This window comes from Sphingobium sp. TCM1, assembly GCF_001650725.1.
Classification (GTDB): Bacteria; Pseudomonadota; Alphaproteobacteria; order Sphingomonadales; family Sphingomonadaceae; genus Sphingobium.
In genome coordinates, this window is record NZ_LXVX01000039.1 from 159992 (window position 1) to 183011 (window position 23020).

Annotated in this window: 23 protein-coding genes; 11 read left to right on the top strand and 12 right to left on the bottom strand. The window is 66.6% G+C overall.

Annotation, left to right across the window (positions count from 1 at the left end; translation table 11 throughout):
- Positions 1–17 precede the first annotated feature (17 nt).
- Entirely contained in the window at positions 18–1244 is a 1227-nt protein-coding gene (locus A7Q26_RS21360) for a TIGR04063 family PEP-CTERM/XrtA system glycosyltransferase (protein ID WP_066864208.1), read from the bottom strand.
- 91 nt (positions 1245–1335) lie between these two features.
- Between A7Q26_RS21360 and A7Q26_RS26200 the strand changes: the two genes are divergently transcribed.
- The 8 genes from A7Q26_RS26200 to A7Q26_RS21395 all read left to right on the top strand — a co-directional run bounded on the left by A7Q26_RS26200 (position 1336) and on the right by A7Q26_RS21395 (position 9721).
- On the top strand, positions 1336–1458 hold the full coding sequence (locus tag A7Q26_RS26200) for a hypothetical protein (RefSeq protein ID WP_269747279.1): 123 nt from the start codon (positions 1336–1338) through the stop codon (positions 1456–1458).
- Positions 1451–2815: a putative O-glycosylation ligase, exosortase A system-associated gene (locus A7Q26_RS21365; RefSeq protein ID WP_066864211.1), complete on the top strand. Its 1365-nt coding sequence runs from the start codon at positions 1451–1453 to the stop codon at positions 2813–2815. Before A7Q26_RS26200 ends, A7Q26_RS21365 begins: the two co-directional genes overlap by 8 nt.
- A complete protein-coding gene (locus A7Q26_RS21370) occupies positions 2812–3522 on the top strand; it encodes a hypothetical protein (RefSeq protein ID WP_066864215.1) in 711 nt (236 codons plus the stop codon). Before A7Q26_RS21365 ends, A7Q26_RS21370 begins: the two co-directional genes overlap by 4 nt.
- Before the next feature lie 57 nt (positions 3523–3579).
- Entirely contained in the window at positions 3580–4587 is a 1008-nt protein-coding gene (locus A7Q26_RS21375; RefSeq protein ID WP_066865239.1) for a DNA topoisomerase IB, read from the top strand.
- Positions 4588–4612: 25 nt separating this feature from the next.
- Positions 4613–5773, top strand: coding sequence for a mechanosensitive ion channel family protein (locus tag A7Q26_RS21380; protein ID WP_066864218.1), 1161 nt, complete (start codon positions 4613–4615; stop codon positions 5771–5773).
- Between the two features lie 75 nt (positions 5774–5848).
- Entirely contained in the window at positions 5849–6241 is a 393-nt protein-coding gene (locus A7Q26_RS21385; protein ID WP_066864221.1) for a hypothetical protein, read from the top strand.
- Between the two features lie 195 nt (positions 6242–6436).
- On the top strand, positions 6437–7729 hold the full coding sequence (locus tag A7Q26_RS21390; RefSeq protein WP_066864224.1) for a class I SAM-dependent methyltransferase: 1293 nt from the start codon (positions 6437–6439) through the stop codon (positions 7727–7729).
- A gap of 204 nt (positions 7730–7933) precedes the next feature.
- Positions 7934–9721 carry an ABC transporter transmembrane domain-containing protein gene (locus A7Q26_RS21395; protein ID WP_066864228.1) on the top strand — a complete coding sequence of 596 codons (1788 nt, stop codon included), beginning with the start codon at positions 7934–7936 and terminating at the stop codon, positions 9719–9721.
- Positions 9722–9752: 31 nt separating this feature from the next.
- Here the strand turns inward: A7Q26_RS21395 and A7Q26_RS21400 are convergent, their stop codons facing one another.
- From A7Q26_RS21400 to A7Q26_RS21420, 5 genes are all read right to left on the bottom strand, one after another.
- Positions 9753–10082, bottom strand: coding sequence for a PilZ domain-containing protein (locus A7Q26_RS21400; RefSeq protein ID WP_066864230.1), 330 nt, complete (start codon positions 10080–10082; stop codon positions 9753–9755).
- A 185-nt stretch (positions 10083–10267) separates the two neighbouring features.
- The gene (locus A7Q26_RS21405) at positions 10268–10690 is read right to left on the bottom strand and encodes an ExbD/TolR family protein (RefSeq protein ID WP_066864233.1); all 423 of its coding nucleotides are present in this window, start codon (positions 10688–10690) and stop codon (positions 10268–10270) included.
- A gap of 24 nt (positions 10691–10714) precedes the next feature.
- Positions 10715–11203, bottom strand: coding sequence for an ExbD/TolR family protein (locus A7Q26_RS21410; RefSeq protein WP_066864236.1), 489 nt, complete (start codon positions 11201–11203; stop codon positions 10715–10717).
- A 127-nt stretch (positions 11204–11330) separates the two neighbouring features.
- A complete protein-coding gene (locus A7Q26_RS21415) occupies positions 11331–12086 on the bottom strand; it encodes a MotA/TolQ/ExbB proton channel family protein (protein WP_198163016.1) in 756 nt (251 codons plus the stop codon).
- 72 nt (positions 12087–12158) lie between these two features.
- The gene (locus A7Q26_RS21420; protein ID WP_066864241.1) at positions 12159–12821 is read right to left on the bottom strand and encodes an energy transducer TonB; all 663 of its coding nucleotides are present in this window, start codon (positions 12819–12821) and stop codon (positions 12159–12161) included.
- Positions 12822–13070: 249 nt separating this feature from the next.
- Here A7Q26_RS21420 and A7Q26_RS21425 point away from each other — a divergent pair, with 249 nt between their 5' ends.
- Positions 13071–13949, top strand: coding sequence for a hypothetical protein (locus tag A7Q26_RS21425; protein ID WP_198163030.1), 879 nt, complete (start codon positions 13071–13073; stop codon positions 13947–13949).
- 79 nt (positions 13950–14028) lie between these two features.
- A complete protein-coding gene (locus A7Q26_RS21430) occupies positions 14029–15333 on the top strand; it encodes a homoserine dehydrogenase (protein WP_066865245.1) in 1305 nt (434 codons plus the stop codon).
- 8 nt (positions 15334–15341) lie between these two features.
- Here A7Q26_RS21430 and A7Q26_RS21435 read toward each other — a convergent pair whose 3' ends face one another.
- A complete protein-coding gene (locus A7Q26_RS21435; protein WP_066864244.1) occupies positions 15342–15776 on the bottom strand; it encodes a hypothetical protein in 435 nt (144 codons plus the stop codon).
- A gap of 107 nt (positions 15777–15883) precedes the next feature.
- On the opposite strand from A7Q26_RS21435, the gene glpX reads away from it, so the two are divergent.
- The gene (gene glpX / locus A7Q26_RS21440) at positions 15884–16867 is read left to right on the top strand and encodes a class II fructose-bisphosphatase (RefSeq protein ID WP_066864247.1); all 984 of its coding nucleotides are present in this window, start codon (positions 15884–15886) and stop codon (positions 16865–16867) included.
- A 61-nt stretch (positions 16868–16928) separates the two neighbouring features.
- Here the strand turns inward: glpX and A7Q26_RS21445 are convergent, their stop codons facing one another.
- The 5 genes from A7Q26_RS21445 to A7Q26_RS21465 all read right to left on the bottom strand — a co-directional run bounded on the left by A7Q26_RS21445 (position 16929) and on the right by A7Q26_RS21465 (position 22964).
- Positions 16929–17306, bottom strand: a complete 378-nt coding sequence (locus A7Q26_RS21445) for a MerC domain-containing protein (RefSeq protein ID WP_066864250.1) — start codon at positions 17304–17306, stop codon at positions 16929–16931.
- A gap of 90 nt (positions 17307–17396) precedes the next feature.
- Positions 17397–19181, bottom strand: a complete 1785-nt coding sequence (locus A7Q26_RS21450; protein ID WP_066864253.1) for a sensor domain-containing diguanylate cyclase — start codon at positions 19179–19181, stop codon at positions 17397–17399.
- Positions 19182–19260: 79 nt separating this feature from the next.
- Positions 19261–20739: a glycerol kinase gene (locus A7Q26_RS21455; RefSeq protein WP_066864256.1), complete on the bottom strand. Its 1479-nt coding sequence runs from the start codon at positions 20737–20739 to the stop codon at positions 19261–19263.
- Entirely contained in the window at positions 20724–22247 is a 1524-nt protein-coding gene (locus A7Q26_RS21460; protein WP_066864259.1) for a glycerol-3-phosphate dehydrogenase, read from the bottom strand. Before A7Q26_RS21460 ends, A7Q26_RS21455 begins: the two co-directional genes overlap by 16 nt.
- A gap of 108 nt (positions 22248–22355) precedes the next feature.
- Positions 22356–22964 (bottom strand): hypothetical protein, encoded by a 609-nt coding sequence (locus A7Q26_RS21465; RefSeq protein WP_066864262.1) that lies wholly within the window; start codon positions 22962–22964, stop codon positions 22356–22358.
- Between the last annotated feature and the right edge of the window lie 56 nt (positions 22965–23020).

A 23020-nucleotide genomic window follows, 5' to 3' on the forward strand; every position in this document is an offset into this window, starting at 1 on the left:
TCGACCTTCATTCCTGTTCACGCCGCCGCCCGCGCCCGACCGGGGCAGGCAAGCAGGCGCTGGTAAACAGGCTCGTAACGCAAAATGTTTGACGACCAGTTACGCTCGCGTTCGACGAAGGCGCGCGCCACGGCGCGACGCTCCTCCCAGATGGCCGGGTTCGCCAGCAGGTCCGCCAGGGCGGCGGCGATGGCGGACGGGTCATTGGGCGCGAACAGGGTGCCGGTGACGCCATCCTCGATCAGTTCGCGGTGCCCGCCGACGCTCGACGCCGCCACCAGCCGGCCCTGCGCCATCGCCTCCAGCGGCTTGAGGGGCGTCACCAGTTCCGTAAGCCGCATCGCCTTGCGGGGATAGGCCAGCACATCGACCTGGGAATAATAATTTTCGACCTGGTCGTGCGGCACCCGCCCGACGAACCGGATATGATCGGCGAAGGGACATGCCAGCGCCTGATCGCGCAGCGCCTGCTCCATCGGACCACCGCCGACCAGCAACAGCTTCGCCCTGGGCCGCGCCCGCACGAGTCGCGGCATGGCGGCGATGAGGTCGTCCAGCCCTTCATAATCGTAAAAGCTGCCGATGAAGCCGACCACCTCGGCTCCCTCCAGCCCCAGCTTCGCGGTCAACGCAGGATCGCGCGGCACCGGGGCCCCGAACTGCTCCATGTCGACCCCGTTCGGCGACACGATGATCTTGGCCGGATCGATGCCGCGCGCAATCAGATCGCCGCGCAGCCCTTCACAGATCACGGCGACGGCATCGGCGGATCGCACACTGTGGGTTTCCAGCTGGCGGGTCAGCCAGTAACGCGGACTGCCCTCGACGCCCGTGCCGTTGCCGACCGACGCATCCTCCCAGAAGGCGCGAATTTCATAGATCATGGGAATGTCGTGGCGCTTCGCCACGCGATGCGCGGCGATGGCGTTGAGCACCGGCGAATGGGCATGAATGACATCGGGCCGCCACGCGCGCACCAGCGCGTCGATCGAATCGGCGTGCGCGGCAATGTCGCGCCATTCGCGCAGCAGCGGATTGCCCGTCGCCGGTTCCCCGGGCGTGCGGTGGAAGGCCAGGCCGTCGACCAGTTCTTCCTGCGGGCCGCCCGCCTTGTGGCGGCGTCCGGTGATGCCGCGCACCTCCCACCCCTTGGCGATCTGCGCGCGCAGGATCGCCCTGGTGCGGAAAGTGTAGCCGCTGTGCATCGGCAGGCTGTGGTCCAGCACATGGAGAATGCGAGTCATAGCCCGCCCTGTGTGCCGCAAAAGGTTTAACGGCCCGTCAACTCTGTCGCGCTACCAGTCGCCGCAGAGGCACTGGAAATCCAAACGAGCGATGATCGACACCCTGTCCCTGCTGATCAGCCATGGCGTGATCCTGCTCGCCGCCTGGCGCCTGTTGCCGCGCGCCGATCTGGACCGCGACGTCGAGCCGCAGGAGCCGCACCGCGATGCGTGATCTCTTCTTCGTCGCCTTTCTCGGCCTCTTCTTCCTCATGGGCTTCCGCAGGCCGTTCCTGCTGGTGGCGGTCTATGCCTATATCGACATCGTCTCGCCCCAGCGCCTCTCCTACTTCCTGCTCAATTCCATCCCCATTTCCTTCATCGCCTTCGCCGCGATGGTGGGCGCATGGCTGCTGGTCGACGACAAGAAGGATTGCCGCTTTTCCGCCCGCCAGGGGCTGATGCTGATGCTGCTCGCCTGGTGCGGCTACACTACGATGACGGCGGATTTTCCGGTCGAGGCGCTGACCAAATGGAACTGGGTGTGGAAGGCGATCATCGCCGGCGTCTTCCTGCCGCTGGTTCTGCGCACCCGTCTGCGAATCGAGGCACTTGCCCTGTTCATGATCCTGTGCGCCAGCACGATCATCATAAACGGCGGCATGAAGACCGCGCTGTCGGGCGGCGGCTATGGCGTGCTCAACCTGATGGTCGACAATAATAGCGGCCTGTATGAAGGCAGCATCATCAGCTGCGTCGCCATCGCGCTGATACCGCTGATCCTCTGGGTGGCGAACCATGGCACCATCTTCCCGTCGGACTGGAAGACGAGCGGCTTCTGCTACGCGCTCTGCCTTGCCTGCCTGTTAATGCCGGTCGGCACGGAGGCACGCACGGGGCTCGTCTGCATCGTGGTCCTGGCAGGGCTGATGCTGATGCGATCGAAACGGAAATTCGTCTACGGGCCGCTCATGCTGCTGGCGGCGCTCGTCTCCATTCCGTTCCTGCCCGCCAGCTTCACCCAGCGGATGCAGACGATCGAGAATCACCAGGGCGACGAGAGCGCCTCCACCCGCGTCGCGGTGTGGATGTGGACGCTCGACTATGTGAAGCAGCATCCGGGCGGCGGCGGCTTCGACAATTATCTCCAGAACAGCTTCACCTATGTCGCCCAGAGCACCGTCACGGACGGCGGTGGCACACGGATCGAGCGGAGAATCGTCACTGATCGCGGCCGCGCCTATCATAGCGCCTATTTCGAGCTGCTCGGCGAGCAGGGCTATGTCGGCTTCGCCCTCTGGGCGCTGCTGCACCTCATCTGCTTCGTCCGCACCGAATCGATCCGCCGGCTGTACCGCAAGCGCGACGGACCGGACGAAGCCTGGATCGCGCCCTTCGCCGTGGCGCTGCAACAAGGACATATCATCTACATGATCGGATCGCTGTTCGTGGGCATCGCCTATCAGCCTTTCATCTTCATGATGCTGGCCCTGCAAATCGGGCTGGACACCTATCTCACGCGCAGGCGCAAGGCGGCGGCGCGGCAAAGTCTGGGGGCGTCGCTCGCCATGCAGAGGGGACTACCGGCATGAGCGGAGAATTGCGCGCGCTGGGCCTGGCCCATGGCCTGCTGCTGGGCCTGCTGCTCGCCTCGCCCATGGTGGCGCCGGACCTGCTGCCCTGGGCCGTCGAAGCCCTGTTCATCCTGGGCGGCTTTCAGCTGCGCCTGGCCGATCGCCGCTGGGATCTGCGCGGCGGGCCGCTGGGCTGGATCAGCCATATCCGCATGGCGCCCCGGCGCCTGCTCCCCTGGGCAGCCGCGGCGGTCGTGGCGTTGATTGCGGGCAGGATGGACGACGCCCAGGCGATCCTGGGCGCGGCGCTGCTCTGCGAACTGCTTGTCTACCCGGTCTGCGCGCATCTGCTCGGCCGGTTGGGCCGTCCGGTGATAGGCGGACTGCTGGTCCTGTTGATTCTGGGCATCGGCGCGGCGGCGAGCGAGCCGATGCGCTACATCGTCGCCTTCGTCATCGGCATGAGCAGCTGCCTGTTCTGGCTGCGCGGTCCGGACGGCGACGGACGGGCGCTGGCGCTGGCCGCTGCGGGCGTGGGCGCGGCCATCGTCGCGCCGCTGCTGTTGCCTGCTACCCTGCCCTTCGCCTTCCTCGCGGGTACGGTCTGCGCGACGCTGGCGCTGGCACATCTGTCGGTTCTGCGCCAGCGCCCGGTGCCGTGGCGCCCCGACGGCCAGCCTGTCGCCAAGCGGGGATTGTGGCCGATCCAGGCGCGGCTGCCCTGATCGCGCTGCTTCGGAACGAAGCGACAATCTGCGGGTTTGCGCCATGAGAAGGACATTATGGCGCAAACCTCCATCGTCCATGCGGACGACAGCATTCCCGGCATCACGCGCCGCGCGCTCAGGCGGGGCTGGGCCTATCATGATGCGCAGGGCAGCCGCATCACCGACCGAGACGAGATCGACCGGCTGAACGCCGTCGCGCTGCCCCCCGCCTATCGCGACTGCTGGTTCTGCCCTTCGCCCTGGGGCCATATCCAGGCGACCGGCTATGATGACCGGGGTCGCAAGCAATATCGCTATCACCCGGACTTCCGCGCCGCGCGGGAGGCGGAGAAATATGCCGGCTGTCCCGATTTCGGTCGCGCCCTGCCCAGGCTGCGCGCGCGGCTGGAGGTGGATCTGTCGCGGCGCGGTCTGCGCAAGGACAGGACCATCGCCGCCGTCGTGCGCTTGCTCGACCTCGCCAAGCTGCGCGTCGGCAACGAACATTATGCCACCACCAACAAGAGCTTCGGCGCCACCACGCTGCGCCGCCGCCATCTCGACATACAGGGCCGGTCGCTGACTTTGTGCTACCGCGCCAAGTCGGGCAAGCAGCATCGACTGACCGTCACCGACAGCCGCCTGCTGCGCTTCGTGCGCCAGGTGCAGGATCTGCCCGGCCAGCATCTGTTCCAATATCTGGACGAGGATGGGGAAGCCCGGCCGATCTGCTCCAGCGACGTCAATGCCTATATCGCGGACGCCATGGGCGCGCCCTTCACCGCCAAGCATTTCCGCACCTGGGGCGCATCGACCATCGCTTTCGAAACGCTCGCCGCCGGTCCTGTCTCGTTGAAGGCGATGATCGCCCCGGTTGCGGAGGCGCTGGGCAACACGCCGGCCATCAGCCGCAAAAGCTACATTCACCCCGCGCTGATCGCGCTGTGCAGGGACGGACAGGATGAATGGCGCGCAGGACTTCGCTTGCCGCGCAGGACGCGCTATCTGTCCCGCGAGGAACGCGGCCTGATCGCATTCCTCGATTCCATCGCGGAATGCGCGCCGCTTGCAGCGGCCGCCTGACCCGCCCTTCACCAGACGGAACAGCATGGCCGACAAGAAAGACCCCGCCCTGCCCGACATCAGTGTCGATGCGCCCAATCTGCGCGAGATGTGGGACTCCACCATCGGCTGGTTCCAGCTTCACTATGGACAGATACTGATCGCGATCGGCGCAGGCATTCTGATCTATCTCGCGCTGACCGCGCTCAAGGAGGTGGGGAAACGCTACACCGGCCATCGCGGCGACCCGCTGGGCTACGCCAATGTGCTGGGTCGCGCCGCCGCGCGCACCACCCATTATTTCATGATCATGGTCTCCGCGCGACTGGTCGTGGGCTATGCCGACGCGCCGCCCGCGCTCTACCGCACGGTCGCCTTCCTCTTCACCATCACCGCCGTCCTGCAAGCCGCCATATGGGCGCGGGAGATCATCCTCGGCCTGATCGAGCGCAAGACGCTGGCCGAGGATGGCCAGGGCGAGACGCTGGCCAATGCGATGGGCCTGATCCGCGTCCTCGTCACCTTCGCGCTGTTCGCGATCGCGGCGATCGTGGTGCTCGACAATCTGGGCGTCAACGTCACCGGCCTGGTGGCGGGCCTGGGCATCGGCGGCATCGCCATTGGCCTTGCCGCGCAGGGCATCTTCTCCGACCTGTTCGCCGCGCTCTCGATCATCTTCGACAAACCGTTCCGCCGGGGCGAGATCATCACCTATGACCAGACGACCGCGCGGGTCGAGAAGATCGGCCTCAAAAGCACCCGCCTGCGCGCCATGAGCGGCGAGAAGAAGGTCATTTCCAACGCCAACCTGCTCCAGAAGGAAATCACCAGCCTCCAGACGCTGGTCCAGCGGCGCGTCACCTATGCCATCGGCATCATCTACCAGACGGCCGAGGACAAGGCGGAGGCGATCCCGGACATGCTGAAGGATATCGTCGAAGCGGAGGGCATGATCTTCGTCAATGCCGGCATCATCCAGTTCGGCGCCAGCTCGCTCGACTATCAGCTCAATTTCGACGTGCCCGATCCAGACCATCACGACTATTTCCAGATGCGCCACCGCATCGGCCTCGCCATCTGGAAACGCTTCAATGCGGAGGGCATCGAGTTCGCCTATCCGACCCAGACCAGCTTCACCGCCGCGCCGGACGGCAAGGCGATCATGCCCTATCCCGAAGGCCAGTCGGTCAGGCGGGTGGGAAGCTGAACATTCCGCCGCATCCGCGACTCACCTCGCCCCTTGGGCCTTGCCGCGGGCAGGCCGTCGTCCTAGCGCCATGAAATGATCGTCCTTCGCACTGCCCTGATCGCCACGGCGCTGGCCGCCCTGCCCGCCACCGCCCAGGCGGAAGGGCTGGGCGCAGAGCTCAACTATGGCCGTGCCGACGGTCATTGGGGCACGGAGATAGGCGCAGGCTATGCGCTCGACGTAGCGGGCTTCAGCCTCACGCCCGGCGGCGGCGTCTATCTGCGCGATGGCGCCACCCGGCTCTATGGCCGGGTCGAGGCCGCCTACACCATTCCGCTGTCGGTCACGATCGGCGCAGGTGTGCGCTTCAGTGGCGACAACACCCGCCCTTATGCGACCCTGGCCATGCCGCTCATCCCCAAGCTGCGCGCCAAGGCCAATGTCGGCCCGAAATATTATGCGCTGGGGCTGACGCTCGGATATTGAGCGATGGATTTCCGGGGGCCGCCCGGTCCCATGGCATGACCAATCGGGACGGCTCGAACCGTCATACAGCGGTCGCGGAAATTATACGGGCTGTCCGCGTTCCCAACGTCACCCATTGACGCTGTCCCCGATCGTCATATGGCTGACACAGGTCGGCCGGCATAAGTCCGCCTTTCCAGAAGGAACATCTGCTCCGTGACATCCCGCGAACTGACCGGCTTTCTTCCCCTGAGCGAGACGCAACCCGGCGAGGACGACCTGCCGCGCCGCCTGTCCGACATGGCCTGGCGCATCGGCTTCGGCGCGATCGGCTGGCCCTGGCTGCTGGCCAGCCTGTCGGGCGGGCGCAAGGCGGACAAGCGCGCGCTGCTGGACGAGCTGGGCCTCGCCCATGACGCCCTGCCGCATCTGGGCAGCTGGAAGGCGGACGTCGGATTCCTGCGCCACATCGTGCGCGAAATCACCCGGCTCCGCCCTGCTCATGTCGTGGAACTGGGTGCCGGCGCCTCCTCCCTGGTCGCGGCGCGCGCCCTGCAACTGCATGGCGGCGGACGGCTGCACAGTTTCGACCAGCATGGCGGTTTCGTCGATGCCACCCGCCAGTGGCTGGCCGACAACGGCCTGGGCGTGGACATTCGCCACGCGCCGCTGACCCGCGAAAGCGCGGACTGGCCGGGCCGCTGGTATGCGATCGACAACCTGCCAGACCAGATCGACCTGCTGATCATCGACGGCCCGCCCTGGAGCGTGCATCCGCTGGTGCGCGGCGCCGCCGACAGCCTGTTCGCGCGCCTTTCCCCCGATGGCGTGGTGCTGCTGGACGATGCCGCCCGCCCTGGCGAGCGGCTGGTGGCCCGACGCTGGCGGCAGCGCTGGCCGCATATCGACTTCCGCCTGATGAAGGACGGCACCAAGGGCACGTTGGTCGGCCGCCGTCGCGACGTCACCTTGCCGGTCGCGAACGACAACGACGCCGCCCGCACCTGGCGCCACCTTGGCCGCGCCGCCGGCATCGCAGCGCTGATCGCGACGGGCTGGATCGCACGCGGAGCACTGGGCGAATTTCCCCAGCCGGCGCAGGCCAGCAGCTTCCTCGACGAGGCGGCAGCTTCCCGCCGGGCCGCCCTGCTGCGCCAGGCGATGGCGTCCCAAGTGGAGAGCGCGACACTGAACCCTCAGGAGATCGAGCGATCGACCGGCATTATCCTGCCCGCCCTTCCGGTCGGCTGGCGCGTCGCCGATGTCCAGCTCTTCCCCACCGCCGACAGCCCGGCGATCGCCATGTCGCTGGAAAGCCCGCGCGGCGAGCATCTCTCCTTCTTCGCCGACCGTGCGGAAACCCCTGCGGACGCCAAGCCGATGCTGGCGGAGCGCGCCGGGGACGTCATCGCCTATTGGGAGGCGGGCGACATGGCCTATGCCCTCACCGGACAGGCCACCCCTCGCCGCATCATGGAACTGGCGGCAACCATAGCGCCTGCGAGCTGATCGGCCTTCAAGGCGGGCGGAGCGGACTGCCAACGGTTCGCTTGTCCTGTTTTGCGCGCTGCCGGCAGTTCCAAGTCGATCGCCTGTCGCAATTTCCGAGCCGTCAGCTGTTCCAGCTGACTTCAAAATGCCGGTCATTTGCCTGTCGCATTTTGCTGGTCGTCAGCTGTTCCAGCTGACTTCAAAATGCTCTAAGCGCCGCCCATGGAGGATGCCGCACCCATTTCGCCGCCCGCGCCCAAACGCCCCGCTCTCGGCAGCCTGGCGATGCTCTGGCGCTTCGTCCGGCGCTATCCCGGGCGGATCGCGGGCGCCCTGGCAGCGCTGATCGTCTCGTCCGCCGCGACCCTCGCCATCCCCAACGGGTTCAGGCTGGTCATCGACAAGGGCTTCATGGGCGGCGGCGACATCAGCCGCTGGTTCGAATATCTGCTGCTGATCGTGGTCGTGCTCGCGCTGGCGAGCGCGCTGCGCTTCTACTTCGTCTCCTGGCTGGGCGAGCGCGTCGTCGCCGACATCCGCAGCGCCACCCAGGCGAATCTGTTGCGTCAGGCGCCCCGATTCTTCGAGGAAAACCGGCCCTCCGAAATCGCGTCGCGCATGACCGCAGACACCGCCATCGTCGAGCAGGTCGTTGGCTCGACGGTGTCGGTCGCGCTGCGGAACATGGTGACGGGCATTGGCGGCCTTGCCTATCTGTTTGCCTTGGCGCCCAAGCTGGCGGGGCTGCTGCTGCTCGGCATCCCGGTCATCCTGCTCGTCCTCGTCAGCCTGGGCCGGCGGGTGCGCCTGTTGTCGCGTGCCAGCCAGGACCGGCTCGCCGATATCGGCAGCCTGACCACCGAAGTGCTGGGCGCGATGCGGATCGTCCAGGCGTTTGGACAGGAGGCGCGGGAGGCCGCCCGCTTCGACGCGACGGTCGAGCATGGCTTTGTCACCGCGCGGCGTCGCATCCTGTTGCGCGCCGCCATGACAGCGATCGCCTTCGCGCTGGTGTTCGGGTCGATTACCGGCGTCATGTGGCTGGGTGCGATCGACGTCGCGGCGGGCCGCCTGTCGGGCGGCAGCATCGCCGCCTTCGTGCTGACCGGAGGGCTGGTGGCGGGCGCCTTCGGCTCACTGTCCGAAAGCTGGGGCGACCTGCTGCGCGGCGCCGGCGCGGCGAGCCGGCTGGACGAACTGATGCGGGCCGAACCGGACATCCTGCCCCCGCCCGCGCCGACGTCCGTGCCCGTCATTGCCCAAGGTGGACGAATCAGTTTCGAGGATGTGCATTTCCATTATCCCACCCGCCCGGACCAGGCCGCGCTGAATGGCGTCACGCTCGACATCGCACCGGGGGAAACCGTCGCGGTGGTCGGCCCGTCAGGGGCCGGCAAGTCCACGCTGATCCAGCTTGCACTGCGTTTCTACGATCCCGACGGCGGAGCGATCCGCTTGAACGGCGTGCCGCTGCCTGACGCCGATCCGGCCATGGTCCGCGCCATGATGGCGATGGTGCCGCAGGACAGCGTCATCTTCGCCGCGTCCGCGCGCGACAATCTGCGCTATGGCCGCTGGGATGCCAGCGACGCCGAAATATGGGACGCTGCCCGCGCCGCCAATGCCGAAAGCTTCCTGCGCGCCCTGCCGCAGGGGCTGGACACATTTCTGGGCGAGGGCGGCGCGCGCCTGTCGGGGGGGCAGCGCCAGCGTATCTCGATCGCCCGCGCTCTGCTCCGCGATGCCCCTATCCTTCTGCTCGACGAAGCGACCTCTGCGCTGGATGCCGAATCCGAGCGGCTGGTGCAGGATGCGCTCGCGCGCCTGATGCAGGGGCGCACGACGATCGTCATCGCCCATCGGCTCGCGACTGTGCGCGCGGCCGATCGCATCATCGTTCTCGATCATGGCCGGATCGTGGAGCAGGGCGACCATGCAGCCTTGGTCGGTGAAGGCGGCCTCTATGCACGCCTCGCGAGCCTGCAATTTCAGGACGGCCCGGTCGCCTGACTGGCCGATCGTCTGACCGGGGATCGGCGTGTCAGCCGGCCGCTTCGGCCTGTCCCAGCCGGACGATATGGTCGAGGATGGCGGGGTGAAGGGGGCGTTCGAACGTGCATCCCGCCTCATGCCCGCGAGTCCACAATATGCGCGCGCGACGGCCTTCGAACCCCGGCAGCATGACCCACAGATCGCTGCCGACCGACAATTTCATGAAGCTCTGAAGACGGAATCCGCTCAGCGAAAGGTCGGCGATGCGGCTGGTGAACCAGGTCTCACCGGGACGGCGGACCTTGACGCCGATCTGCACATGCCGGCGATCAGCTCCACGCCGTTTGCGATCCTGTTCAAGATGCGGTTCTGCGCCCATGGTCCGTCCTTGCCCGCATGATCGCGGATCAGGGTAAGGAAAATGTTAAGGGACGCCCTGCTGCGCGGAAAAAATAAGGGGCCGCCGAAGCGACCCCTGAAGATGCAGGCAGATATGAGCCCTGATTCCTGCCGCCCCGCGTGAGGGGGAAGTCCTGACAGCGCGGACCGGCTGGATCTCAGCGCTTAGAAGCTGCCATATTGTTCGTTGCCGACGAAACCCAGCTTGGTCACGCCCGCACGCTTGATCTCCGCCAGCACCTCGTCGACGACGACGTAACGGGTTGCTGCGGCCGGCTGGAACTGGAGTTCCGGCTCAACCGGCAGGCGCAGCGACTGCTGCAGATACTGACGCAGGGTCAGCAGGTCGATCGGCGATCCGTTCCAGGTGATGACGCCACCGGCGTCGATCGCGACCTTGTTCTTGACCGGGTCGATCACGCTGTCCGTAGGCGGCGCGTTCTGCGGCAGGTCGATCTTCACCGCATGGGTCTGGATCGGGATGGTGATGATGAACATGATGAGCAGAACGAGCATGACGTCGATGAGCGGCGTCGTGTTCATTTCCACCATCGGCTCGCCATCTTCGGAGCCGGCACTCATTGCCATGGCGAATTCTCCTTCTTCGGCCGATCAGAGGCGGGTGGTGCCCGAACCGGGTTCCGGTTCGGAGATGAAGCCCACCTTCGGGAAACCGGCGCGCTGCATCGTGTAGATGGTGCCGCCGATGCACCGATAGGGGGTATTGATGTCGCCGCGGATATGCACTTCGGGCAGATCCTCGGGCGTCATGTTTTCAACGCCGCCAGCCTTCTTGATGTCCGCTTCGAGCTTCGCGACCGCACGGTCGAGCAGCTCGTTCGAATTGACCGGAGCCATGCCCCAGAAAACCGCGCAGCTGCCATCCGCAGCCGTGGTGACCGAGAGGGACACATTTTCCGGCTTCGTCGTGGTCGGCTCGAACGCCACCTTGGGAAGCTGCAGATCGACCGTCTGGACGACGACCGGGACCGCGATGAGAAAGATGATGAGCAACACCAGCATGACGTCGACGAGCGGCGTCGTGTTGATGTCGGACATCGGCTTGTCGTCACCGCCGTCGGAGCCAACACTCATTGCCATTGATACTATCCTAACCTTGGTGTCGATGGCGCCCCGTCAATGCGGGCATCGCGAGGGCCATGGTCGGCGGGGGAACCGGGCGGTCGCAGCCGCCACCCGATTCCCTGCGCCGGCGTCTTGAGACCGATCAGGCCTTGGTCGGTGCGGCGGCCGGCTTGGCGGCCGGAGCAGCCGGAGCGGCAGTGACGGCCGGCTTCACGGCGCCGTCCGAAACCAGATAGGCCAGCAGGTCGACGGTGAAGCCGTTCAGCTGTTCGGCGATCGACTTGTTGCGGCGCTGCAGGAAGTTGTAGGCGAGCACCGCGGGAACGGCCACGGCCAGACCCAGGGCGGTCATGATCAGAGCTTCACCGACCGGGCCGGCAACGGCGTCGATCGAGGCCTGACCAGCGGCGCCGATCTTGATGAGGGCGCGGTAGATGCCGATAACGGTACCGAACAGACCGATGAACGGCGAGGTCGAACCGACGGTCGCGAGGAAGGCCAGGCCACCGCCCAGCGACGAGTTGATCGCGGCTTCCGAGCGAGCCAGCGAGCCGTGCAGCCAGTCATGCGCTTCGACCGGATCCTTCAGCTTGCCATGCTCTTCCTGAGCCTTGATGCCGTCGTCGACGATCTGCTTGTAGGCCGAGTTCTTTTCCAGCTTGGCCGAGGCTTCCTTGAGCGAGGCCGAACGCCAGAAGGTCGCGCGGACCTTCTTGCCCTGGTTGATCACCTTCTGCTGTTCGATCAGCTTGGTGAACAGAATGTAGAAAGTGCCGACCGACATGCCGCACAGGATGATGAAGACGGTCCAGGCGATGGTGCCGCCCTGCTCGAGGGCTTCCATCAGACCATAGGGGTTTTCCGGCTTCGGAGCCGCAGCTGCGAGATACATCAACATGTTCAAGACTTCCCTCTCAATGAGATCAAGCTTGGGACGGGCGGCGCCGGGCGCGCACCCTCCCGATTTCGATTATTCCGGCAGACGCCAGGTGATGCGCCCGTTGTAGGTGTCGGGCATTTCCGCGCCATCGGAACCCTTGGCCGGCTTGAACCGCGCACGGCGCGGCAGCAGGCGGCAGGTCGCTTCGTCAAGGTCGGCATGGCCGGTCGACGAAGTGATGGTGCAGTTGGTCACCCGGCCATCGGCGCCGATTTCCAGACGGAAACCTGCGGTACCCGAACGTTCTTCACGCTGGGCGCGGCTCGGATAGTCCGCATCGCTGAGCCAGCTGCCTGGCGAGCTGCGCGGCGAAGCCCGCGTGGCAGCCTGAGGCGGCGGTGGCGGTGCGGCCGGCGGCGGCGGCGGTGCGGCGACCGGGACCGGATTGAACACCGGCGGGGGCGTCCGAACCGTCTGGATCGGCGGCGCCGGAGCCGGGGTCTGAACGATCGGCGGAGGTGCGACGACCGGCGGCGGTTCGACCGGCTGGTCTGGCGGCGGCGGCGGCGGCTCCTCGTCCGGTGGCGGCGGTTCCTCCTTCACGTCGATCACGTTCAGCTGTTCCGCCGCCTTTTTGACATATTTCATGCCAAGACCGGTGACGAAGGCATAGCCGAGAACAGCGTGAATCAGGGCGACGATGACGATCGATATCGTGCGACTCGATCCTTGCGAGTGGTCAGCATAGGCCATTCGGCAACGACACTCCTTAACTCATCTTACCAGTGGTTTATACAAATCAGCCAAAAACGACCCAAGCTGCCCGGGAGCTATCCCGGCCACCTTTGGCCCCTGTCCGTCCAATTGCTACCGAGCGAACTCCTATCGCGGCGCACCGTGGCACGCAAACGCTTTATCGATATCCTCATTTGCGTGTACCAATTCCTATCAGAAAGACTTGCCTGTGATATCCTTGCCACGGGCCAAAACCATAGGACGAAGCTGTTGAAGAAATCCGCCATCCTCTCGCGCACGCTGGGCATCGCCTGCCTCATTTCCGCCGCATATCCTACGGTTTTCCCCGCCTTTGCTCAAATTGGACCGATGGTACCGCAAACATCCGCTACGCGTCCGGGCCTGTCCTATGCGGATATTGTGGACCTGGCGGACAAAGCGCCGCTAGTGGCCAATGTGCGTATTCGCAACATCATCATCCTCAAGCCGGAACAGGCCGGAACGGTGCCGCAGGGGCATCGGCGGCTCTATCTGGAGGCCGATGTCACCGGCCTGATTCGCGGCGAAGGGGGAATCAGCCCTACCGTGGCCTATCTGTACGACGCGCCGCTGGACGCCCGGGGCAAGTTGCCCAAGCTGAAGAAGGCCCAGGTCATTCTCTTCGCCCGCCCGGGCGGGCGACCCGGCGAAATCCAACTGATCGCGCCCGATGCACAGATCCCGGCGACCCCCGGCGAGGTCGAGCGGGTGAAACAGATTCTGTCCGCGCTGGTGGCACCGGACGCCCCGCCCAGGATTCTCGGGCTGGGTGACGCCTTTCATGTCGCGGGCACGATCGCGGGCGAAGGGGAGACGCAGATATTCCTGCGCACCGAAAACGGCACGCCCGTCTCACTGTCCATCCTGCGTCGCCCTGGCCAGGGGCCGCGCTGGGCAGTCGCCCTGGGCGAGATCGTGGACGAGGCAGCCCGCCCGCCCGAACCGGGCAGCCTGCTCTGGTACCGGCTGGCGTGCAGCCTGCCCCCCGCCCTGCCGCCGAGCGCGGTGCGTACGCTCTCGATCACCGATGCGGAAGCGGCGCAGACCGACTACAGGCTGGTGCTCGATGCGCTCGGTTCCTGCGGCCGAACGCGCACCGCGGCCTGAATCGCGCTTTTCCTTGGACAGGGGCGCAGAGGCGGCTATCAGCGCCGCTTTCGGAACGTCGGAAGGGAAGATAGCCGCCATGACCAATCTGCACCGCCATGCCCCGCTGCGCGTCGCGCTCGTCGGCCTCGGCACGGTGGGCGGCGGCGTCATTCGGCTGCTGGAGAAGAATGGCGACCTGATCGCGCGCCGGGCGGGCTGCCCGATTCAGATCGTCGCCATTTCCGCGCGCGACCGCAACAAGGACCGCGGCGTCGATCTGTCGCCCTATGAATGGGTCGACGACATGACGACGCTCGCGACGCGCGACGATGTCGATGTGGTGGTGGAACTGATCGGCGGCGCGGACGGCCCGGCCCTCACCCTCGCCCGCCAGTGCCTGACCATCGGCAAGCCCTTCGTCACCGCGAACAAGGCGATGCTGGCGCATCACGGCCTCGACCTCGCCCGCCTCGCGGAAAAGGGCGGCATCGCCCTCAAATATGAAGCCGCGGTCGCCGGCGGCATCCCGGTCATCAAGGGAATGCGCGAAGGCGCCGCCGCCAACGAGATCAGCCGGGTTTACGGCATCCTCAACGGCACCTGCAATTATATCCTGACCACCATGGAAAAGGAGGGCCGCAGCTTCGACGCGGTGCTGAAGGAAGCGCAGGAACTCGGCTATGCCGAAGCCGATCCGAGCTTCGACATCGACGGCGTGGACGCCGCGCACAAGCTGACCATCCTCGCCAGCCTCGCCTTTGGCACCGAGCTGGACTTCGATGCGGTCGCCACCACCGGCATCCGCCATGTCATCGCCGCCGACATCGCCGAAGCGGCCGCGCTGGGCTTCCGCATCCGCCTGGTCGGCATGGCGCAAAATGGACCCGATGGCCTGTTCCAGCGCGTCCACCCGATGCTGGTGCCACTCGACCATCCGCTCGCCCATGTCGACGGCTCCCTGAATGCCGTGGTGGCGGAAGGCAATTTTGTCGGCCGCCTCTTCTTCCAGGGGCGTGGCGCGGGCGATGGCCCGACCGCCTCGGCCGTGGTCGCCGACCTGATCGATGTCGCGCGGGACGAATATGGCGACGCCTTCGCCATGCCGGTCGCCGCGCTCACCCCACAGAAGACCGCCGACGCCGGCAAGCGCGTGGGCCGCGCGTATCTGCGCTTCAAGGTCAAGGACCAGCCCGGCGTGCTGGCCGAGATCGCCGCCGCCACCCGCGATGCGGGCGTGTCGATCGAAAGCATGATCCAGCGCGGCGCCCATCAGGAAGATGGCGTGCTGGTCGCGATCGTCACCCATGCGAGCGAGGAGCGCGCCGTGCGGAACACGCTGGAACGGCTCGCCGGATCGGACAGCCTGCTCGACACGCCGATGGTGATGCACATTCTGGACTGACCCGTCGGTCAGTGCAGCCCGGCGCCGTCCAAGCGATCGGGCAGCGCCGGCGGCGGAGCGAGATCGGCATCGGGATCGATGATCGCGGTCGCCGCCTTCAACAGGATGCCCGCCGCCTGGAACAGTGGCAGGCCACCCGTGCATCCTGCCCCCTGCCCACCGACCACGCCGCAACTCCCCTGCTTGACCGGCGCGGCCGACGCGCGCGGCGCGTCGCCTTTCGCCACGCCTCCATCCGCCGGATCGCGCGGCAGCGGCAGCCGCTCCTTTGCATTGCGCTCGGCCCGGCTACCGCACACGACGATGCCGCCGCCGCTCCTGTCGCACGGCTTCGCCACCTGCGTCTTCGCGCGATAGACCACCATCGGATCCTGCCCTTCGGCCGCCATCGCACCGGCCGGCGGCGTCAGCAGGAACGCGAGAGGAAGGCACGATATTTTCATCGGTTGAGAAGGAAATCATCCAATGATGGCCGCATGATGGCCGACGCTCGACAAGGGCCGGCCCAGCGCCTAGCGCCCTCAATCAAAGCAAAGGGAAGAGGAACAAGATGGTGCAGGGAAGCTCGATTCTCGACCGTGTCCTGGTGTTGGAAATGGTCCGCGTCACCGAAGCCGCCGCGATCGCCGCGTCGAAGCTGATCGGGCGCGGTGATGAAAAGGCCGCCGATGCCGCCGCGGTCGAAGCCATGCGCCTCGCCTTCAACGATCTCTACATGGACGGCACGGTCGTGATCGGCGAAGGCGAGCGCGACGAGGCGCCGATGCTGTATATCGGCGAGAAGGTCGGCAACGCGATCGGCACCGGACCTAAGATCGACATCGCGCTCGATCCGCTCGAAGGCACGACCATCACCGCAAAGGCCGGCCCCAATGCGCTCGCCGTCCTCGCCATTTCCGAAGAAGGCGGCCTGCTCAACGCCCCCGACGTCTATATGGAAAAGCTGGCGGTCGGCCCCGGCTATCCCGACAACATCATCGACCTCAACAGGTCGGTGAAGGAGAATGTGGAGGCGGTCGCCGCGGCCAAGGGCGTCGATCCGCACGAAATCATCGTCTGCGTACTCGACCGGCCCCGCCATGAAAAGCTGATCGCCGAACTGCGCGCCATCGGCTGCGGCATCATGCTGATCCCCGATGGCGACGTCGCCGGTGTGATCGCCACAACCGACCCGGAGACCACGATCGACATGTATATGGGATCGGGCGGCGCGCCCGAGGGCGTCCTGGCCTGCGCGGCGCTGCGCTGCGTCGGCGGCCAGTTCAAGGGCCGCCTGCTCTTCCGCAACGAGGATGAGAAGGCGCGCGCGCGCAAATGGGGCATCACCGATCTCGACCGCATCTACGACATCAAGGAACTGGCGAAGGGCGACTGCATCTTCGCGGCGACCGGGGTGACGGACGGGTCGCTGCTCCATGGAGTCAAGCGCCTGCCCGGCGGCAGGCTCACCACCGAAAGCGTGGTGATGCGCGCCAGCACCGGAACCGTGCGCTGGGTGCGGGGCGAACATCGCAGCGACCATCGAGGCAACTGACCAGCCAGGGTCGGCCGAACGAAAAAGGGAGCCTGAACCGGCTCCCTTTTTTCATGTCCAGCTATCGACCGGCGCGGTGATTGAGGTCGTGGCCGAGCGCCAATATACCGACGCCGATCAGCGTGTAGAGGCTTTCCTGCGGGCCATGATCCATGGTCAGAGCGCCGGCCATGACACCCAGTCCGAGCGATCCGATCGCGGCGGGCATCATGAAGCCATGGACGATCGCGCCATGGCCCAGCGCCACGGCGCCCAGCAGGATGGCAAGGCCCAGCCCCACTTCATGGAAGATCGGGCTTTCGAAAATGCCCCCCGCCGAGGCGAGCAGGCCGAGCACCACGGCCGTCACGAAGCAATGCGCCACGCACAGCCCCGACAGCGCGATCGCGATGCGATCGAGTCGTCCGGTCAGAAAGGCATGGCGAAGGCTCTGCGGCATGATGGTCGCTACATAGGGCAGCCCGCTGTAAGTTACAACATAACATCGGGAATATTTCGGCATTGCGGCGATAGCTGTCGGGCGGCGGGATCAGGCCGCCAGGCGCAGGCAGTTGCGGCCGCTATGCTTGGCACGATAGAGCGCCTTGTCGGCGGCTTCCAGCATGGCTGATCGGGTCGAATCGCCATCCAGTTCGACCAGGCCCGCGCTGAAGGTGATGCCGATCGCCTCACCCCGGTCATTCAGTTCGATCGGACGGACCAGCCGCGCGCGCAGCTTTTCACAGAGGATGGTCGCCCGGTCGATGTCGCAGTCGACCAGCAATATGGCGAATTCCTCGCCCCCCAGCCGGCCGATGCTGTCCACGCCGCGCAAGCCGGCTACCAGCCGCTCGACGAAGCCAGTGAGCACGCGGTCCCCCGCATTATGGCCGTGGCGATCATTGACGGACTTGAAATGGTCGATGTCGATCAGCAGCAGGCTCGACCGCGCGCCTTGCCGCACGCGCAGCATTTCGGCGTCGAGCTTTTCCAGGAAGGCGCGCCGGCTGTCGGCGCCAGTCAGCGAATCGCGTGCGGCGACCTGTTGCAGCGCTCGCTGCCGCGCCTTGTGCCGCGATATGTCGCGAATCATGCTGACGACCCCGCTGGGCTGGCCGCGGTCGTCGATCACGGCCCGGCTGACCATTTCGCACCAATCGAGATCGCTGACCGCAAGAAGGGGACGAAACTCGACCTTGTGGACTGCGCCGGGCTGCGCCAGCGCACGACGATGCGCGGCGGATACGACGGCGCGATCGCGCGGATCGACCAGATCGGCGGCGGACTGGCCGACCAGCAGATCGGGCGCACACCCGATCTGCTCCAGCGCCGAGGGCGAGGCATATGTGATCACCCCGTCGACACGGATGTCCAGCACCAGGTCCCCGCTATGTTCGGCGATCGCGCGGAAACGCGATTCGCTTTCCTGCAACATCTGGAACAGCCGCCGCCGGCCATTGAGTTCGGCCGCAACCGGCATGGACAGCAGGAAACTGAGCGCCAGATAGAATTGAAACGCCTGGACCCGCTCGCCCAGCGTCGCGGGAATGATCATCAGCGGCCCCAGGCCCGACAGGGTCGCCATGCCCCCGATCACCGCAAGGATGACGATGGATGCCGCCGCACCCATATGACCGACGCGGAATGCGATCAGGACCAGCGGGAGCAGGGGCGCGAACAGCATCGGATAGCGCGCCCAGTAGAAGATATGCACGGTCACCAGCGTGAAGAGGGCCAGCAAGGCCAATGCCTCCAGCTTCATCGCGGTCGGCGTGTGGCGCATCCACCGTCCGAACTCTCCCTGCAACAGCATCAGCAGGATCGGCGTGCAGGTCAGGCCGCCCAGCGCATGGCCGGTATACCATTGCAGCCAGGACGCGGTGAAGCCGACGGGCGTCAGCAGCGATGCGACCGCTGCGGCCGCCACGCCCGTCACGACATCGGCGACACCGCACAGGGCAAGGATGAAGACGACCAGCGGACGCACCGACCCGGTGACGGCCCGCTCGCTGAGATAGTGGCGGCAGATGAGCGCGACGATCAGCGATTCGCTGACGTTGATCGCCGCCATGGGCAGAGCGGCCAGCGGCCCCATTCCGAACAGCGACGTGGACAGAGCGCTGGCGATGGCGCAGGCGATGATCGTCCGGGGCCAGTGGGCCGTGCGCGATGTCAGAAGTTGGGCCATCAGGAAGGCATTGGCGCCCCAAATGAACGCCAGGCCGCCTTCGAAGCGCGAGGCCATCAGCGCGATCGACGCCACCACGAAATAGACGCTGCCGGTAATCAGCAGCGAAAGCAGGGACGAGGATTGGCGAGGGACGGGCCGCGACATGGTGCGACCGCGATACAATGCTAACCTTAATATTTGCTCACGATGCGCGAAATGGCCGGGCCACGCAGGCGCGCGAAGCTCAGACCGTCGGCAGGCTTTTCGCCAGGACCGATTGCCAGCCGGCCAGCCTCCCCGCATGTTCTGCCGCCAGCATGACGGGGGCGAAGTGGGTCCGCTGCGATTCCCACGCCGCGACCGCCGCCGCCAGAGTCGGGAATATGCCCGCCCCCACCGCCGCCAGCATCGCCGCGCCGCGTGCGGTGGTTTCGACATCGGCGGGCCGATCGACCGGCAGGCGCAATATGTCCGCCATATCCTGCGCGATCCAGTCATTGGCGCTCATGCCGCCGTCGATCCTCAGCATGTGCCAGGGCGCGCCATCGGCAGCGAAGGCAGCCGCTAGGTCATGCACCTGGTGCGCGATCGATTCGAGCGCGGCGCGGACGATATGCGCCCGGCCGGTGCCATGGGTCAGGCCGTGGATGCTCCCGGTCATGCCCGCCTGCCAATGCGGCGCGCCCAGACCCGACAGGGCGGGCAGCAGGACGACGCCGCCATTGTCGGGGACGGATCGGGCGATCGCTTCCGTGTCGGCCGCCGTCTCGATCAGCCCCATCCGGTCGCGCAGCCACTGGACCAGGCTGCCGGCCACGAAGATCGCGCCTTCCAGCGCATAATGGCGAACGCCCTCGTTCTGGTACAGCACCGTGCCCAGCAGGCGATGGGACGAGATGGGCGGCGTCGCGCCCGTAGGCGCCAGGATGAACGCCCCCGTCCCCAGCGTCGCCTTGACCGCACCGGGGGCAAGGCAACCCTGCCCGATGGTCGCGGCCTGCTGGTCCCCGGCCAGCCCGCAAATCGGGATCGGTCCGCCCAGCAGGTCCGGCATCACGGCGCCGAACGCGCCGGCATTGTCGACGATCCGGGGCAGCGCCGCCCCTGGCACGCCGAACAGGCCGCACAGTCCCGCGTCCCAGTCCTGCCCGTCCAGCGCCATCAGTTGGGTGCGGCTGGCATTGCTGGCGTCGGAGACATGCACGCCGCCGGTCAGTTTCCAGACCAGCCAGCTTTCGACCGTTCCCAGCGCCAACGCATCCCCCGCAGCCGCGACATCGGGTGCATGGTCGATCAGCCAGCGCATCTTGGTCCCGGAAAAATAGGGATCGATGACAAGCCCGGTGCGCGCCTGGACCAGCGTTTCATGGCCTTGCTCGCGCAGGGCTTGGCACCGGCCGGCGGTCCGCCGGTCCTGCCAGACGATGGCGCGCGCCAGCGGCGCGCCGGTGCGCCGGTCCCAGGCGACGACCGTCTCGCGCTGGTTGGTGATGCCGATCGCCGCGATCCGGCCTGCCCCGCCGGCTTGGGCGACCATCTCGCGCGCGCAGGCCAGGGTGCGGTCCCATATTTCCGCCGCATCATGCTCGACCCAGCCGGGACGGGGATAATATTGGGTCAGTTCCCGCTGCGCAGTCCCGACCCGAACCCCCTCCACCGTGTAGAGCATCGCGCGGGTCGAGGTCGTGCCTTCGTCCAGCACCAGGATCATGCGTTCGCCCATTGCCTCTCCTTCAGCCATGCGTCGAGCGCGGCGAGCTGCGCCGCATTCAGCCGCAGGCCCAATTTGGTCCTTCTCCAGACGATGTCCTCGGTGGTTCGCGCCCATTCGCGCGCCACCAGATAGGCGACTTCGGCCTCGGTCAGCCCGACACCGAAATGGACACCCAGATCGGCCATGCCGCGCGCCTCGCCCAGCCAGTCGCGCGCCCGCGTGCCATAGGCCCGGCCGATGCGGTCGGCGCTCGCCGCGTCGAGGAAGGGATAGTCGCGCGCCAGCCCCGCGATCAGATCGGCAAGCCCCGCCGTCGCGAAATCGCCGCCCGGCAGCGGCGCGTCGGCCGTCCAGTCGCCGCCTTGCAGCATGGACAGATGCGGCTGGAGCAGCGCCACCGCTTCCTCCGCGAGATGGCGATAGGTCGTGATCTTGCCGCCCAGCACATGGAGCAGCGGCGCTTCACCGTCCGCGTCCCCCTCCAGTTCCAGCCGATAGCCGCGCGTCGCCGCCTCGGGCCGGGTCGACCCGTCATCGATCAGCGGCCGCACTCCGGCATAACTCCACACGACATCGGCCGGTGTGATCGACCGGGCGAAATAGCGGTTCGCGCCCGCGCACAGATAGGCGATCTCCTCGGGACTGGCCACGACATGGTCCAGCCCGCCATCATGGTCGCGGTCGGTGGTGCCGATCAGGGTGAAGTCGCGCTCATAGGGAATGGCGAAGAAGATGCGCCCGTCGGGCAGCTGGAAAAAATAGGCGAAGCCGTGATCGAACAGGCGCGGCACGACGATATGCGACCCGCGCACCAGCCGCATCCGGCCGTCGCCCCTCCCACGAGCCATGCACATCAGCGCCAGCACAGACGGCCCGGCCGCGTTGACAAGCGCCCGCGCACGAAAACGCAGCGGGGCGCCATCGCCGGTCCGCGCGTCGATGATCCAGCCATGATCGGCACGCGCCAGCCCCGTCACCTCGGTCCGCGTGCGGATGTCCGCGCCCCGGTCGGCCGCATCGCGCGCATTGAGGATCACCAGCCGGGCGTCATCGACCCAGCCGTCCGAATAGCAATAGGCGGGGCCGAAGCCGGGCTTGAGCGGCGCGCCCGCCACATGATGGCGCAGGTCTATCGCCTCGGTCGCGGGCAGCGCGCGGCGGCCGCCGATATGATCGTAGAGGAACAGGCCGAGCCGCAGCATCCAGCGCGGCCGCAGCCCCCTGGTCCAAGGCAGGACGAAGCGCATGGGATGGATGATGTGTGGGGCGATCCGCCACAGCCGCTCGCGCTCCGACAGCGCCTCGCGCACCAGTGCGAACGCACCATGCTCCAGATAACGCAGCCCGCCATGGATCAGCTTGGTGGAGGCGGAGGATGTGCCCTGCGCCAAGTCGCCCCGCTCCAGCAGCAGCACGCTGGCGCCCCGCCCCGCCGCGTCGCGGGCGATCCCGCAACCATTCACCCCGCCGCCGATGACGGCCAGATCATGGATGGCGGCTTGGCTCTCCTCGCTCACCGGCGCAGATGTAGGACGCGCCGTCGGGCAAGGGAAGCATCTAAAGGCGATGCCGGCGGGACGGCGAAGCCCCGCCGGCTCCGTCACCCGTCCCCGGTGACGTCAGGATCAGGCGAGGCTGTCGACGACCAGCCCGCTGTTGCTGCTGTCGGTGCTCGTTGCCGTGCCGCCGTAGAGCGACTGCGTCAGGCTCGATCGCAGATTTTCCAGAAAGGCGATGATCGAATCGAGCTGCTCGGTGGCGCTGGCGCTATCGCTGCTGTCGGTCGAACCGCTGCTGTCCTCGCTCGCGCTGCCGGACGGCGGCGGTCCGGGCGGCGGGCCACGCATCGCGCCGGTACCACCGATCCCGCCCATGCCTTCGACCGCCATGCCGCCATCGCTGCTGGCAGCATCGGTGCCGGAACCGCCCCCTGGCCCTTGCGCGAAAAAGCTCTGGAGCTGCGTCGCCTGTTCCTCCGTCAGCGTGCCCGCCGAAACCTGTTCCTCGATCAGCGACTCGATCCGGTCCTGCATCTCGGACGGATCGAGCCGCGACGTGCCGTCGCTCGCCGTGGAAGACAGCGCGCTGTCGATCGAATCGAGCGCGGTTTCCAGGGCGTCGCCGTCCACTTCGGAGAGCGATCCCGCCTCCACGGCGGCGTCGATGCGACGATCCATCATCGCGCGCGGCGATGGCGGCATCGCCATGCCATAATTATTGGATATGCTGGTCATGCTTGAAGTCCCCACTTCATGTTGGCAGGGACATCATGCGATGAATTTCTAAAAAA